At 50.9% G+C, this 15,302-nt stretch carries 12 protein-coding genes; all 12 read left to right on the top strand.

All coding sequences use genetic code 11. The annotated features are described in order from the left end of the window. Positions 1-195: 195 nt before the first annotated feature. The 12 genes from ACI3EW_RS09565 (at position 196) to frr (ending at position 15,234) form a co-directional block, all read left to right on the top strand. On the top strand, positions 196-3,960 hold the full coding sequence (locus ACI3EW_RS09565; RefSeq protein ID WP_405578962.1) for a phosphoribosylformylglycinamidine synthase: 3,765 nt from the start codon (positions 196-198) through the stop codon (positions 3,958-3,960). A gap of 253 nt (positions 3,961-4,213) precedes the next feature. Then, positions 4,214-5,710, top strand: a complete 1,497-nt coding sequence (locus tag ACI3EW_RS09560) for a C69 family dipeptidase (protein ID WP_405578965.1) — start codon at positions 4,214-4,216, stop codon at positions 5,708-5,710. Positions 5,711-6,011: 301 nt separating this feature from the next. Then, entirely contained in the window at positions 6,012-7,094 is a 1,083-nt protein-coding gene (gene rsmH / locus ACI3EW_RS09555; protein WP_118298441.1) for a 16S rRNA (cytosine(1402)-N(4))-methyltransferase RsmH, read from the top strand. Positions 7,095-7,212: 118 nt separating this feature from the next. Next, complete coding sequence (locus ACI3EW_RS09550; RefSeq protein ID WP_485662890.1) at positions 7,213-7,776, top strand: hypothetical protein; 564 nt, start codon at positions 7,213-7,215, stop codon at positions 7,774-7,776. Then, on the top strand, positions 7,692-9,092 hold the full coding sequence (locus ACI3EW_RS09545) for an LTA synthase family protein (protein ID WP_485662888.1): 1,401 nt from the start codon (positions 7,692-7,694) through the stop codon (positions 9,090-9,092). The genes ACI3EW_RS09550 and ACI3EW_RS09545 overlap by 85 nt, the downstream gene beginning before the upstream one ends. 519 nt (positions 9,093-9,611) lie before the next feature. Next, positions 9,612-9,980, top strand: coding sequence for a heavy-metal-associated domain-containing protein (locus ACI3EW_RS09540; RefSeq protein WP_118529735.1), 369 nt, complete (start codon positions 9,612-9,614; stop codon positions 9,978-9,980). Between the two features lie 100 nt (positions 9,981-10,080). Continuing rightward, positions 10,081-10,437 carry a Fur family transcriptional regulator gene (locus ACI3EW_RS09535; RefSeq protein WP_118298444.1) on the top strand — a complete coding sequence of 119 codons (357 nt, stop codon included), beginning with the start codon at positions 10,081-10,083 and terminating at the stop codon, positions 10,435-10,437. 316 nt (positions 10,438-10,753) lie between these two features. Further along, on the top strand, positions 10,754-11,068 hold the full coding sequence (locus ACI3EW_RS09530) for a DUF6110 family protein (RefSeq protein ID WP_118298445.1): 315 nt from the start codon (positions 10,754-10,756) through the stop codon (positions 11,066-11,068). A gap of 5 nt (positions 11,069-11,073) precedes the next feature. Then, entirely contained in the window at positions 11,074-13,179 is a 2,106-nt protein-coding gene (locus ACI3EW_RS09525) for a heavy metal translocating P-type ATPase (RefSeq protein WP_405578974.1), read from the top strand. Between the two features lie 284 nt (positions 13,180-13,463). Then, positions 13,464-13,817 (top strand): hypothetical protein, encoded by a 354-nt coding sequence (locus ACI3EW_RS09520; RefSeq protein WP_118298487.1) that lies wholly within the window; start codon positions 13,464-13,466, stop codon positions 13,815-13,817. Between the two features lie 145 nt (positions 13,818-13,962). After that, the gene (pyrH, locus tag ACI3EW_RS09515) at positions 13,963-14,664 is read left to right on the top strand and encodes a UMP kinase (protein WP_118298446.1); all 702 of its coding nucleotides are present in this window, start codon (positions 13,963-13,965) and stop codon (positions 14,662-14,664) included. Between the two features lie 15 nt (positions 14,665-14,679). Beyond that, positions 14,680-15,234 (top strand): ribosome recycling factor, encoded by a 555-nt coding sequence (gene frr, locus ACI3EW_RS09510; RefSeq protein ID WP_118322076.1) that lies wholly within the window; start codon positions 14,680-14,682, stop codon positions 15,232-15,234. The last annotated feature ends 68 nt before the right edge of the window (positions 15,235-15,302 follow it).

Raw genomic sequence — 15,302 nt, 5'->3', positions numbered from 1 at the left:
AGTTCATCGCTGTGGGAGTATGCTGGATGTGACAACTGATAAGCATAAGTAATAAAATAAATTAGATATATTAACTTTACTAATCACACAAATCTGTGCTATGATAATGGAAAATGGATTGCTCCGCACGAGGTGGCGCTGCAGTCATGAAAAATAACAACCATCGGACAAAGCCGTTTTCCAGGAGGAGAGACTATGAGCGTAAAGCGCGTGTTTGTTGAGAAGAAACCGGAATATGCAATCAAGGCGAGAGAGCTTCGCGAGGAGATCGAGAGCTACCTTGACATTACAGAGGTAACGGGCGTTCGTGTACTGGTCCGCTACGATATTGAAAATATTTCTGAGGATGTATATAAAGAGGCACTCGGAACGATTTTTTCCGAGCCGCCGGTCGATGAGGTGTTCGAGGAGACATTCCCGCATGGCGCGGACGACGTGGTATTCTCCGTCGAGTATCTGCCTGGGCAGTTCGACCAGAGAGCTGATTCTGCGGAGCAGTGTGTAAAGTTATTAAATGAGAATGAGGAGCCGGTGATCCGCTCCGCAATGACTTATGTGATCTCCGGAAAGCTTTCCGCTGAGGAGATCGCTGCGATCAAGTCCTTCTGTATCAACCCGGTGGACTCCAGAGAGGCGTCCGAGGAGATCCCGGAGACACTTGTGACCGTATTTGATGTGCCGGAGGATGTTGCGATCTTTGACGGTTTTAAAGATATGGATGAGGCGGCTTTAAAGGAACTCTACAGCTCCTTAAATCTCGCAATGACCTTCAAGGATTTCCTTCACATCCAGAATTACTATAAGAACGAGGAGAAGAGAGATCCGTCTGTGACAGAGATCCGTGTGCTCGATACATACTGGTCCGATCACTGCCGTCATACGACATTCTCCACAGAGCTGAAAAATGTGACATTCACAGACGGCGACTACAAAAAGCCGATTGAGGACACTTATAACCAGTATCTTGCGGATCATAAAGAGATCTACAAAGGCCGCGACGACAAGTTTGTTTGCCTGATGGACCTTGCGATCATGGGCATGAAAAAGCTCCGCAAAGAGGGCAAACTCGAAGATCTCGAGGTTTCTGATGAGATCAACGCCTGCTCCATCGTTGTTCCGGTCGAGATCGACGGAAAGACAGAAGAGTGGCTTGTAAACTTCAAGAATGAGACTCACAACCATCCGACCGAGATCGAGCCGTTCGGCGGCGCTGCGACATGCCTCGGCGGTGCGATCCGTGATCCGCTTTCCGGACGTACTTATGTATACCAGGCAATGCGCATCACAGGTGCGGCAGATCCGACAAAACCGTTAAATGAGACATTAAAGGGAAAACTCCCGCAGAGAAAGATCGTCACAGAGGCTGCCCATGGATACAGCTCCTACGGAAACCAGATCGGACTTGCGACCGGTTATGTAAAAGAGCTTTACCACCCGGGATATGTTGCAAAGAGAATGGAGATCGGTGCCGTTATGGCAGCAGCTCCGAGAAAGAACGTCATCCGTGAGACATCCGATCCGGGCGATGTGATCATCTTACTTGGCGGACGTACCGGACGTGACGGTATCGGTGGTGCGACAGGTTCCTCCAAGGTGCACACAGAGGCATCCATCGAGGTCTGCGGCGCTGAGGTCCAGAAAGGTAATGCCCCGACTGAGAGAAAGATCCAGAGAATGTTCCGCCGTCCGGAAGTTTCCAGACTGATCAAGAAGTGTAACGACTTCGGTGCAGGCGGAGTTTCCGTAGCAATCGGTGAGCTCGCAGACGGACTTCTGATCGACCTTGACAAGGTTCCGAAGAAGTATGCAGGTCTTGACGGAACAGAACTTGCGATTTCCGAGTCCCAGGAGAGAATGGCAGTTGTCGTTGACCCGAAAGATGTTGACGCATTCTTAGGCTACGCAGAGGAAGAGAACCTTGAGGCGGTGACGGTTGCGACGGTTACCGAGAGCCCGAGACTCGTTCTCACATGGCGCGGAAAGACCATCGTTGATTTAAGCCGTGCGTTCCTTGATACGAACGGTGCTCACCAGGAGACAGACGTGACCCTGGAAGTTCCGAACCACGAGGGAACCCCGTTTGAAAAGAAAGAAGTGGGAGATGTTAAGGAAAAATGGCTGAAGATGCTCGGCTCCTTAAATGTATGCTCCCAGAAAGGTCTCGTTGAGATGTTCGACTCCTCCATCGGCGCATCTACCGTTATGATGCCGTATGGCGGTAAATATCAGCAGACCGAGATTCAGACCATGGTTGCAAAGCTTCCGGTCCTCGAAGGAAAGTGCGACGCTGTGACCATGATGAGCTACGGCTTCGATCCGTATCTCTCCAGCTGGAGCCCGTACCACGGCGCGATCTATGCGGTCCTCACATCCGTTGCGAAGATCGCGGCAGCAGGCGGCGATTATAAGAAGATCCGCTTCACATTCCAGGAGTACTTCCGCAGAATGAGCAGCGAGCCGACAAGATGGAGCCAGCCGTTCGCAGCACTTCTCGGTGCTTACAACGCACAGCTCGGCTTCGGGCTTCCGTCCATCGGCGGAAAGGACAGCATGTCCGGAACCTTTGATGAGGAGAGCGGAAAGGAGATCGACGTTCCGCCGACACTCGTCTCCTTCGCAGTTGATGTGGCGAACGCAAAGAACATGATCTCTCCGGAATTCAAGAAAGCCGGAAACAAGATCGTTGTATTTGAAATCAAGAAAGATTCCTATGATCTCCCGGATTACGCGCAGATCATGGATGGTTATGATAAACTTCATGAGGACATCAAGGCAGGCCGCGTGATCTCCGCTTATGCCGCTGAGGCGAACGGTATCGCAGAGGCTGTCAGCAAGATGGCATTCGGCAACCACTTAGGCGTAAAGATCGAGCATGACGTGGATCCGAGAGACTTCTTCGCACCAGCATGGGGCGACATCGTATGCGAGGTTCCGGCAGATAAGGTCGGAGAGCTTCAGATGAGCTACCGTGTGATCGGTGAGGTTACCGACAAGGCAGACTTTGAGTACGGCAATGTCTCCATCACGCTCGATGAGGCATTAAAGACATGGGATGCGACTCTTGAGGATGTATTCCCGACCGAGAGCGGCGTGAAGAAGGAAGAAGTTAAGAACGAAGTATTTAAGGCAGACAACATCGTGATCTGTGACCACAAGATCGGAACTCCGACCGTATTCATTCCGGTATTCCCGGGTACAAACTGTGAGTATGACAGTGCAAAGGCATTTGAGCGCGCCGGAGCGAATGTCATCACGAAGGTATTTAAGAACATGAGCGCCGAGGATATCCGTGATTCTGTCGAAACTTACAGAAAATCCATCGGGCAGGCGCAGATCGTCATGTTCCCGGGCGGATTCTCCGCAGGCGATGAGCCGGAAGGTTCCGCGAAGTTCTTTGCTACCGCGTTCCGCAACGAGGTATTAAAGGACGAGATCATGAAGCTCTTAAATGAGCGTGACGGACTCATGCTCGGTATCTGCAATGGCTTCCAGGCACTCATCAAGCTCGGACTCGTTCCGGAAGGAAAGATCGTAGAGCAGAAGCCGGATTCTCCGACCCTGACCTACAACACGATCGGACGTCATGTCTCCAAGATGGTGAACTTAAAGGTTGTCTCCAACAAGTCCCCGTGGCTTGCTGAGGCAAAGCTCGGCGGTATCTACACGAACCCGGTATCCCACGGTGAGGGACGTTTCGTAGCTCCGAAGGAGTGGATCGACAAGCTCTTTGCAAACGGACAGGTTGCGACCCAGTATGTGGATCTTAACGGCAATCCGACGATGGATGAGTACTGGAACCCGAACGGCTCCTTCATGGCGATCGAAGGTATCACAAGTCCGGATGGACGTGTATACGGCAAGATGGGTCACGCAGAGAGACGTGGCGACTTCGTTGCAAAGAACATCACCGGAGAACAGGATCTGAAGCTGTTTGAGAGCGGTGTGAAGTACTTTAAATAATTGAAATACTGATACTTTGAATGCCCCGGGGGATGCGTACTCCGGGGCATTTGCTGTGGTGCTGTTTCCTGTCACATCACCGCGGTGATTCAGTTAGTTGACAGAAACCAGGGCGCGTACTAAACTGAAGATATCCGTGGCCGGCGGACAGAATGGCCGAATGAAGACCGCTTCGCAGGACAGTTTCCTGCGGAAAGCTCAGGAGGCAGCCGCGAAACCATGATGACAAAATTGAATTTTGGGGGTATCTGATATGGCATGCACAACAATCCTGGTAGGAAAAAACGCATCATATGACGGTTCAACGATGATCGCGCGAAACGATGACTCCGGTTCCGGACATTTCACGGCGAAGAAATTCGTGGTGATCCATCCGGAGGAGCAGCCGAAGGTATACAAGTCAGTCCTTTCCCATGTGGAGATCGAGCTTCCGGGCGACCCGATGAAATTTACGGCAGTCCCGAATGCGATCAAAGGAAAGGGGATCTGGGCGGCCAGCGGCGTTAATGAGAAGAACGTGGGAATGACAGCGACAGAGACGATCACATCGAACGCCCGCGTGCTCGGCGCAGATCCGCTTGTAAAATATCAGCCGGCGGAGGACGGAAAAGAGGAAGCTGCCGGCGGGATCGGTGAGGAAGACCTTGTATACATCACACTTCCGTACATCAGCAGTGCGAGAGAGGGCGTGATCCGCCTCGGAAGTCTCCTGGAGAAGTACGGGACTTATGAGATGAACGGCATCGCTTTTCAGGATGCGGGTGAAATCTGGTGGCTCGAGACGATCGGCGGCCATCACTGGATCGCAAAGCGTGTTCCGGATGACCGGTATGTGGTGATGCCGAACCAGTTCGGTATCGATGAGTTTGACTTAAACGATGCGTTCTCTGAGCAGAAGGAGCATATGTGTTCTTCGGACCTTCGTGAATTTATCGCAGAGAACCATCTGGACCTCTCTTTAAACGGCGGAAATGGCAGTCATTTTGATGCGAGAGCTGCGTTTGGAAGCCACAGTGATTCCGATCACATCTACAATACTCCGAGAGCATGGTTCATGTGCCGCTACTTTAACCCGCATACAAAGAAGTGGGATGGACCGAATGCGGACTATACGCCGGAGTCCGATGATATTCCGTGGAGCATGGTGCCGGAGAAGAAGGTGACAGTCGAGGATGTCAAATATGCACTTTCCTCCCATTTCCAGGGAACTCCGTTCGACCCGTATGCGAAGAGCGGGGACGGCCTCCAGAAGGGCAAATACCGCGCGATCGGGATCAACCGCAACGATTTCCTGGCTCTGATCCAGATGCGCCCGGACGTTCCGGCAAACTGCCAGGCAGTCCAGTGGCTTGCATTCGCGTCCAACGCGTTCAATACGCTGGTCCCGTTCTATGCGGCTGTTGACGAGACTCCGGAATACCTTGCGAACACCACAAAGGAAGTTTCCACAGAGAATTTATACTGGTCGGCAAGAATGATCGCCGCGATGGCGGACGCATCTTTTGCGAAATCTGCGATCCACATCGAGCGCTACCAGAATGCGGTCCAGGCGAAAGGACATGCCCTGCTCCGCAAGTATGACGCCGAGGCTGCAAAGATCACGGATCCGGCGGAGAGCAGAAGACTTCTGGAGAAAGCGAACCGTGAGATCGCAAAGATGTTAAAGGAAGAGACGGGGAATACCCTGGATCATGTGCTCTTTGAGCTCAGCAATTCCATGAAGAACGCGTTTTCAAGATCTGACGCATAACAAGTTCAGGCCGAACGCATGTGAGACTTGACGCGTAATTCCGGCCGGTGGAAGCTGATAAATTCTTCTCAGAACGAGACCTCTGCAGGGATGATGCGGTGTAGATCAGGCCGCAGGATCCCGGGCGGAGGTCTTTTGTCATATTTTTGTACTTTTTGACGCTTGACACGGGAACCTCATCCCGTTATGCTACTTATGGCAGAAAATGCTCAGATTTACATGCCGCGCCTTTTTGTGTTAAGATAAACAGAAAGAGCGCAAGGCGCATGGAAGCTGAATACAGGATAAATGAGGTTTTAAGATGGAAGAAAAAGAGGTACAGGGAGCACCGGTGCACAAACGGCGTGTCCGTTACAGCGGGACACACCCGAGACGGTTTGAAGAAAAGTATAAAGAGCAGAATCCGGAGAAATATGCCGATACGATCGAAAAGGTCATCAAAAAGGGCAGCACTCCGGCCGGCATGCACATCTCGATCTGCGTGAAAGAGATCCTGGATTTCCTGGATATCAAGCCGGGAATGCAGGGGCTGGACGCCACACTTGGATACGGCGGTCACACGACGGAGATGTTAAAAAAGCTGGAAGGACAGGGGCATATGTATGCTCTTGACGTGGATCCGATCGAGATCGTAAAGACAAAGGAACGCCTGAAGGAACGCGGCTTCGGAGAGGAGATCCTTACGATAAAACAGATGAACTTTGCTGATATCGACAGGCTCGTCCCGGAGGCGGGGCTGTTTGACTTTGTCCTGGCAGATCTCGGTGTCTCCTCGATGCAGATCGACAACCCGGAGCGCGGTTTCACTTATAAGGCCGATGGTCCGCTGGATCTTCGCCTGAACCCGGAAAAAGGGATCTCTGCGGCGGAGCGCTTAAAACAGATGGATATGGAAGAGATCGCGGGCATGTTCGCGGAAAACTCCGATGAGCCTTATGCGGAGGAGATCGCACGGGAGATCGCAAAGAGAAACCGGAAACGTCAGTATATTGAGACGACCACGGAATTAAAAGAAGTGATCGAGCAGGTGCTTTCTTTTATCCCGGAAAAAGAGCGGAAGGAAGCCGTGAAGAAATCCTGCCAGAGATGTTTCCAGGCGCTGAGGATCGATGTCAACCAGGAATTCGAGGTTCTGGAAAGCTTCCTCTCAAAACTGCCGGGGATCCTGGCACCGGGCGGAAGAGCTGCGATCCTGACCTTCCATTCCGGGGAAGACCGCCTTGTAAAGTATTACTTCAAGGACGGCAAAAAGGAAGGAATCTACAGCGACGTTGCGAGCGATGTGATCCGTCCATCGGCGGAAGAATGCCAGAGAAACCCGCGTGCAAGATCCACAAAGATGCGCTGGGCGATCCGGGATGGCGAAAATCCGCACAGGATGTAAAGAAAAAACAGGCTCGGAAACGGAACTTGGAAATGAGAGAAGGAAACGGTTCAGCAAATCTTAGTATTCATTTGGCGGAATGGTTTCCGGAAGACAGAATCAGAAAGAAAAATAGATTATGAACAAAAAGATAGAAGAAACAACAGAGGAATACGAGAGAAAAGAAGGGAGTGGGCTCGAGCGCGCGGGAGCCGCGGCGATATTCTTCTTGTCGCCGGTATTATCCTACATCATGTTTGAACTAGTGACAGGAAATCTTGCCGCAGTGCTGCTGAAAAATGCGGTGCTGAACATGGTGTGGATGTTTGCGCTGTACCTTCTGGTATTCGGAATCTCCGGAAGTAGCCGGATCTCCATCCCTGTATCCTCCGTGATCCTTTATGTGATCTCTCTGGCGGAAGCCTTTGTCGTATCCTTCAGAAGCCGCCCGATCATGATGAGTGATGTCCTTGCGGTGAAGACCGCGATGACGGTGGCCGGGAGCTATAACTACACACCGACCTTTATGATGATCATCTGCGGGATCCTCCTGATCATGTGGAATGTACTGGCGCAGCTCGTGCCGGTGAGGATCAGGGGGAAGAAAAAAGAGCTGCCGTGTTTGGCGGATCCGCTGCTGCGGTCGCGGTGTTTATCGGCGGCTTCTACACGGTCCTTGTCCCGAAACTGGGACTGGAGGTAAATCTCTGGGATCCGACGACTTCCTACGCGGAGAACGGCTATGTGCTGGCGTCGGCGGTATCCTTAAAATATCTGGTAAAGAAAGCTCCGGAGGGTTATTCCCAGGCGAAGATCCAGGAGATCTATGAAAAATATGTGGGAAGCGAAGAAGAGCAGAACGAGGAGACGGCGGCCGCGGTGGAAGCGGGAGATGCGGTCCAGCCGACCAACATCATCTGCATCATGAACGAGAGTCTTTCCGACCTGTCGGTGGATGGGGAATTTACGACGAATACAGAGTATTTCCCGTTCCTCAACAGTCTGACGGAGAATACCGTAAAGGGAAAACTCTGCATGCCGGTGTTCGGCGCGATGACCAGCAACTCTGAGTTTGAGTTCCTGATCGGTGATTCCATGTACCTGATGCCGAGAGGCAGCATCGCTTACCAGTTCTATGTAAATCCCGGCGTCCGCTCCATGGTCAGCACGGTGAAAGACCAGGGATACACGGCTGTCGCCATGCACCCGTACCCGGCAGAGAACTGGAACCGCCGGATCTGCTACAATAACATGGGATTTGACGATTTCATGGATATCAGCGCCTATGAGGGCCGGGATGAGCTCCGAAATTATATCAGCGATCTGAGCGATTTTAAACTCATCACGGAGTATGTCGAAAAGAAGGCAAATCCTGATGACAAGTTATTCCTCTTCAATGTGACGATGCAGAACCATGGCGGATATACGATCCCGTTCGCAAACTTCGATCAGGAAGTATGGCTTACCGGGGACATGGAAGGAAAGTATCCGGAGGCGGATATGTACCTGTCTCTTGTGAAAAAATCGGATGAGGCATTTGAGTGGCTCGTAAATTATTTCTCCCAGTGCGACCAGCCGACGATGATCGTCATGTTCGGCGACCACCAGCCAGGGATCGAGGACGAGTTCTTTGACGAGGCGATGGGAGTGGAGAGCGCGAAGGCCCCGAACGAGCAGAAGATGTGCTGGTACGAGACTCCGTTCGTGATCTGGACCAACTACGACCAGCCTGCGGAGGATATGGGACGCTTAGGTGCGATCTACCTTTCTTCCTACGTGTTAAAGCGCGCGAACCTCTCACTGACTCCGTACAACGAGTTTTTACTGCAGCTTTCCGAAAAGCTCCCGATCATCCATCATCTCGGCATCTGGGAGTCGGACGGAACTTACCATGGCTGGGAGGACGCGGAGAGCGGAGAGTACGAGTGGAAGGAACAGCTGATGGAGTACGAGAACCTTGTATACAACCACAGCCTGGATCCGAAGACCGTAAATGAGATGTTTTCGATTTCGCAGTAAAAACTTTATGCCGAATGCATGTATGACTTGGCGTATCATTCTGGTCAGCATGAATTCATAAGATTTTTCGAAATTGCTGAGACAAATATAAAACAGAGGGCAGCCTGAAAGAGGGCTGTCCTTTTTGCTTACAGAAAATTCCGATGGAACTTCCTGTAAGCAAAAAGGCACTGTGCGCCTAAGATGCGCACTCGCGCGAGATGAAGGTTGTCGCAAGCGACCGCGCGAGACGCCCGAATGTACTGAGGCATATTCTTTTAATTTACGCGAACAACGAGCCAAAGTCTGCGCTTGCGCGAGACCTTGGCGACTGTCGTGATAACAAGGGGAAACTCGCGAAGCGTGTTTTCACTTGTTCAAAAAATTTCTCAAATAGGATTGACAACTTGGTTAGTTAGTGCTAATCTTTGTTAGTAGGAACTAACAGCCGATAAAGATACCCCCACAGGGAATCCGAAATGTGCTGTTTTTGCGGTTGTGAAGTCATGGCATGGCTGCGATAAAAAGGAGGCGTGATCAATGATAAACGGAATTATTATCGTTGTACTGATCGTGGTCGCGATCTTTGCAGTGAAAGGGGCAATGCACCAGTTCGTCTACGGCTGCTGCGGATCGAAGGACGTGGAGAAAAAGATCAAGGTGCAGGATAAAAATACGTCGGATTATCCGTACTATGCAGTTGTCGGCGTCGATGGAATGAAATGCAAACACTGCAAGCTCCATGTGGAGAATGCGTTCAACGAGAAGGACGGCAACTGGGCGGAGGTAAACCTCGAGAAGAAGGAAGCCGATGTCCGGATGAAGACAAAAATGACGGACCGTGAGATCCGCGATACCGTGAGCAAAGCCGGATATGTGCTCCGCGATATTGAATGGAAGCAGGCGTAGGAAATTTTTTAATTCGGAATGCGAAGTATCGGCAAGATCAGATTGACGGATATGTTGTGTACAGGCAGCAACGATTTTACAGGAATGAGAGGGATGCCGGATGTGGCAGAAAAAAGACATCGTGAATGAATTCCAGAGGCTTGGAAAACGCATTACAAAACAGAGAATGGTCATCCTTGACGTGATCCTGGAACAGAACTGGACAGACTGCAAGGAAGTTTACTATGAGGCTGTGCAGAGGGATTCGACTGTGGGACTTTCCACTGTCTACCGGACGATCCGGATGCTGGAGGAGATGGGCGTTTTAAAGCGTGTTTACCAGTATGTTTTTACCGATGAATCGGGAGAACAGGTCGATGGGGAGAGCGAGATCATCGCACCGGAATTTCACGGAAAAAGCGGGCTCAGAAAGACTGAAAAAGACGACGAAAAATGCTGTTCCGTCAGCGCGTCATAAAAGAGATAATTGTCAAAAATTGACAAAGTTTCTCAATTAAAGACATTATATTTGACTAACCGGGAGGTGTGGTGTTACCATGTTGAAAACGCAGAAAGACCTTCCGGTTTTTCCCGTTGTGTATAAAAAAGAAAGCAAGGAAGTGAGGACCGATGAAACACCATAAATTCTGGGCGTGGGCAACCGTTTTCTGCTTTGCTATGGTCATGTATACCGGTTATAAACATAAGTGACCGGGATGACCGTAACTGTTTCGTATCTTTACAGTTACAGATAAACTAGTGATTCTATTTTTTATTTACAGGAGGATTTAAAAATGTTAGATGTAAAGAAATGCTTAAAATTAAAAAATGTCGCTGTATTCGCAAGTGGTGTTCTCTTTGGAACAGCAGGTATCAAGGTCCTTGGAAGCCAGGATGCAAAGAAATTATATATTAACTGTCTCGCAGCAGGTCTCCGCGCAAAAGAGTGCGTGATGACAACTGCTTCCAACATCCAGGCAAACGCTGAGGATGTTCTTGCAGAGGCAAAGGAGATCAACCGTGCCCGTGCGGAAGAAGAGTTCGGTGAGGAAGAAGAGACAGCAGAGGATCTCACAGAGACTGCAGAAAATACAGAGGACGCTGAATAATCATCATGAAAACAGGAATCAGATTTACGGTAAAGCATGAAATCAGAGGCCGTATCCGAATCCATCTCACCAGAGGACGCCTGTCGATCAGACAGGCGGACCTCTTTTCCTTTTATCTCGCATCCCTTCCACAGGTAACGGCAGCAAAGGTATATGAGAGAATCGGAGATGCGGCGATCAGTTATACTGGCACGAAGGAAGACCTCATTGCAGAGATCTTAAAATTCTCGTTTGACGATGAGAAATTAAATGAACTCGTGCCGACAACCGGAACCAGAGCGTTAAATCAGGAATTCCAGGAAAAGCTTGTGACTAAGTGTCTCACAAGATGCTTCACAAAGATCTTCCTTCCGGTTCCGATCCGCGCGGTATGGACTGCGATCCAGTCTGTTCCGTATATCATCAAAGGAGTCAGAAAGCTTGCAGGAAGAAAACTGGAAGTCGAGGTCCTCGATGCGACCGCGATCACGGTTTCCATGTTGAGAAGCGATTTCAACACGGCAGGATCCGTCATGTTCCTTCTCGGGATCGGTGAGCTTCTTGAAGACTGGACCCACAAGAAATCCGTCAGCGATCTTGCTGGCAGCATGTCCTTAAATATCGAGAAGGTATGGCAGAAGACAGGAGATGCGGAAGTCCTTGTCCCGATCTCCGATATCAGGGAAGGAGACCTCGTTTCCATCCATGTCGGCAGCGTGATCCCGCTTGACGGCGTCGTTGAGTCCGGCGAGGCGATGGTAAACCAGGCGTCCATGACCGGCGAGTCCGAACCGGTCCGCAAAGAGAACGGCATGTACGTCTATGCAGGAACTGCGGTCGAGGAAGGAAATATCGTTGTCCGTGTCAAGAAGGCAGCTGGATCTACAAGATTTGAGCGTATCGTCAAGATGATCGAGGATTCAGAAAAACTGAAATCTTCCCTTGAGACGAAGGCATCCGGTCTTGCGGACGCTCTCGTTCCGTGGAGTCTCGGCGGCACGATCGTGACCTACCTTCTCACAAGAAACGTGACGAAGGCGATCTCGATCCTTATGGTCGATTTCTCCTGCGCGTTAAAGCTTGCGATGCCGCTTTCCGTTCTCTCCGCGATGAGAGAGGCGAGCAGCTACAAGATGACCGTCAAAGGCGGTTCCTTCATGGAAGCCGTTGCAGAGGCGGACACGATCGTCTTTGATAAGACCGGCACACTCACAAAGGCACAGCCGGTCGTTGCCGATGTTGTCACCTTTGAGGGACGCGATCAGGATGAGATGCTCCGGATCGCTGCCTGCCTGGAAGAGCATTTCCCACACTCCATGGCGAACGCGGTTGTTGCGGCATCCAAAGAAAAAGGACTCATCCATGAGGAGATGCATTCCAAAGTCGACTATATCGTGGCCCATGGAATTGCCTCCCATATCGGAGAGGATAAGGTTCTGATCGGAAGCTACCACTTCGTATTTGAGGATGAGAAGTGCGTGATCCCGGAGGGCGAGGAAGAGAAGTTTGAGGCACTCCCGGCAGAGTACTCCCACCTGTATCTCGCGATCGCGGGAAGACTGGCGGCTGTGATCTGCATCGAGGATCCGCTCCGTCCGGAAGCTCCGGAGGTCATGAAAGAACTCCGGAAACTCGGGATCAAAAAGATCGTCATGATGACAGGCGACAGCGAGAGAACAGCGCGTGCGATCGCTGCGAGAGTCGGTGTGGATGAATACCACTCAGAGGTTCTCCCGGAAGATAAGGCAAACTTTGTGGAGGCGGAGAAGAACGCAGGCCACAAGGTCATCATGGTCGGCGACGGCATCAACGATTCCCCGGCTCTTTCCGCAGCCAGCGTCGGCATCGCGATCAGCGAGGGCGCTGAGATCGCGCGAGAGATCGCGGATATCACGATCTCTGAGGATGCGATGTTCCAGCTTGTGACCTTAAAAGCGATCAGCAATGCGCTGATGCAGCGTGTCCACAGAAATTACCGCTTTGTCATCAGCTTTAACTTCGGTCTCATCATCCTGGGAGTGATGGGGGTACTCGCTCCGGCGACATCCGCCCTGCTCCACAATACGTCAACTCTGTGCATCAGCATGCACAGCATGACGAATCTCCTGAAGGATGAGGAGAAAAAACATTAAACTATAAGAATGACCGATCTGCCCGCGGCCGGAAACATCCGGCTGCGGGTATTTTTTACGCGGACAACGAGCCAAAGTCCGCGCTTGCGCGAGACCTTGGCGCCTGTCGCGATAACAAGGGGAAACTCGCGAAGCGTGTTTTCACTTGTTGTGCCGCGCCTGTCAGGAGTCCGGCTGTGTTCGATTTAGTGGTTCACAAGCGGCGGATTTCATGCTATACTAATGCAGGCATGTGGCAGAAGTCTGCCATCTGCTTCTTAAAAATGACAAAGGAAGGCACAAATATGAACTATATGATCTGTATTCCTTCACCGAGACTCGTCTCGAGGGAATACTGTGAAAGGATCCACAACATTCTGGCAAGAATGTCGGATCAGTACCGGGTCAATATCGTTCCGGAGCCGGTAAAGATGCGGCAGGGATCCTGCCCGGATTTCTATAAGAAATACCGGATCTACAAAGATATCAAGGATCGCGACGGAAACGGAGAGGCATATCTGACCTCCGAGGAAGAGAACATGATCTTAAGTGTCTGCAGAAATCCGGAGGAAGTGGAGCTCATGAAGAGCTGCACCTACGCATACCGGTATCCGACGACGCTGGTCCTCAAGAGCTTCCGGGAAGATAAGAAAAGATAACGAAGCGTTGGCAAACAGGTAAAAGTGTGATATACTTATTCTAAGTCCGCGGGGCGGCTGGGGGCTGCCTGGCGGGAAGGAAAAAAGAGAGCTGTGGCGTCTGGAACGAAAAAGTCACAGAAGATTTACGAGGAGTGCAGAGAAGATGAAAAACAGAAGAGTTTTTTTAAAGCTCAGCGGAGAGGCCCTTGCAGGTCCGAAAAAAACTGGCTTTGACGAAGATACGGTGAAGGAAGTCGCAAGACAGGTCAAGGCGTCTGTAGATGCCGGTGTACAGGTCGGGATCGTGATCGGCGGCGGAAATTTCTGGCGTGGACGCACGAGTGACGCGATCGACCGTCCGAAGGCGGATCAGATCGGAATGCTTGCGACTGTGATGAACTGTATTTATGTATCCGAGATCTTCCGCAATGCGGGAATGAAGACACAGATCCTCACCCCGTTCGAGTGCGGAAATATGACAAAACTGTTCTCCAAGGACCGTGCGAACAAGTATTTTGAGCATGGAATGGTCGTATTTTTTGCCGGCGGGATCGGACAGCCGTATTTCTCTACCGACACAACGATCACTCTGATGGCAATCGAGATGGATGCGGACTGCATTCTCCTCGCAAAGTCCATCGACGGCGTATACGACAGTGATCCGAAGGTAAATCCGAATGCGAAAAAGTATGACGAGATCTCGATCCAGGAAGTGATCGACAAGCAGCTCGGAGTCGTTGACCTGACTGCTTCCATTATGTGTATGGAACACAAAATGCCGATGGCGGTATTCTCCTTAAACGAAAAGGATGGAATCGCGAACGCCATGCAGGGAAAAATTAACGGTACGATCGTTACCGTCTGATAACAGGAGGAAACCATGAGCGAAGAATTAAAAGTATATGAAGAGAAAATGGAAAAATCCATCGATGCCCTCTTAAACGAGTACGCATCCATCCGCGCAGGACGTGCAAACCCGCATGTACTTGACAAGATCAAAGTAGATTACTACGGAACTCCGACTCCGATCCAGCAGGTCGGAAATATCTCCGTTCCGGAAGCGAGAATGATCCTGATCCAGCCGTGGGAGAAGAGCCTGATCCGTCCGATCGAGAAAGCGATCCAGACTTCCGAGCTTGGAATCAACCCGAGCAACGACGGAACAGTGATCCGCCTTGTATTCCCGGAGCTCACAGAGGATAGACGTAAAGAACTCGCAAAGGACGTAAAGAAGAAAGGTGACGGAGCGAAGGTTGCGATCCGTAACATCCGCCGCGATGCGAACGAAGCGTTCAAAAAGATGGAAAAGAACGATGAGATCTCTGAGGACGATTTAAAGGATCTTACCGAGAAGGTACAGAAGCTGACAGACAAGGCGATCGACAAGATCGATAAGGCCGTAGAGAACAAGACGAAGGAAGTTCTTACCGTATAAAAACGAACAGCCTGATTCCTGAGCAGAGGGAAATTTCCGGATGGAAGATCCCAAATCGTTCAGGATGA

Origin of the sequence: Pilosibacter rotomagensis (genome assembly GCF_045062245.2) — a bacterium.
GTDB lineage: Bacteria > Bacillota > Clostridia > Lachnospirales > Lachnospiraceae > Pilosibacter.
Note: the sequence above shows the minus strand (reverse complement) of the source record. Positions and strands in the feature narration are given on the sequence as shown.

Coding starts and splice junctions, on each gene's coding strand:
- ACI3EW_RS09565 (WP_405578962.1), top strand. CDS start 196: ATGAGCGTAAAGCGCGTGTTTGTTGAGAAGAAACCGGAATATGCAATC.
- ACI3EW_RS09560 (WP_405578965.1), top strand. CDS start 4,214: ATGGCATGCACAACAATCCTGGTAGGAAAAAACGCATCATATGACGGT.
- rsmH (WP_118298441.1), top strand. CDS start 6,012: ATGGAAGAAAAAGAGGTACAGGGAGCACCGGTGCACAAACGGCGTGTC.
- ACI3EW_RS09550 (WP_485662890.1), top strand. CDS start 7,213: ATGAACAAAAAGATAGAAGAAACAACAGAGGAATACGAGAGAAAAGAA.
- ACI3EW_RS09540 (WP_118529735.1), top strand. CDS start 9,612: ATGATAAACGGAATTATTATCGTTGTACTGATCGTGGTCGCGATCTTT.
- ACI3EW_RS09535 (WP_118298444.1), top strand. CDS start 10,081: ATGTGGCAGAAAAAAGACATCGTGAATGAATTCCAGAGGCTTGGAAAA.
- ACI3EW_RS09530 (WP_118298445.1), top strand. CDS start 10,754: ATGTTAGATGTAAAGAAATGCTTAAAATTAAAAAATGTCGCTGTATTC.
- ACI3EW_RS09525 (WP_405578974.1), top strand. CDS start 11,074: ATGAAAACAGGAATCAGATTTACGGTAAAGCATGAAATCAGAGGCCGT.
- ACI3EW_RS09520 (WP_118298487.1), top strand. CDS start 13,464: ATGAACTATATGATCTGTATTCCTTCACCGAGACTCGTCTCGAGGGAA.
- pyrH (WP_118298446.1), top strand. CDS start 13,963: ATGAAAAACAGAAGAGTTTTTTTAAAGCTCAGCGGAGAGGCCCTTGCA.
- frr (WP_118322076.1), top strand. CDS start 14,680: ATGAGCGAAGAATTAAAAGTATATGAAGAGAAAATGGAAAAATCCATC.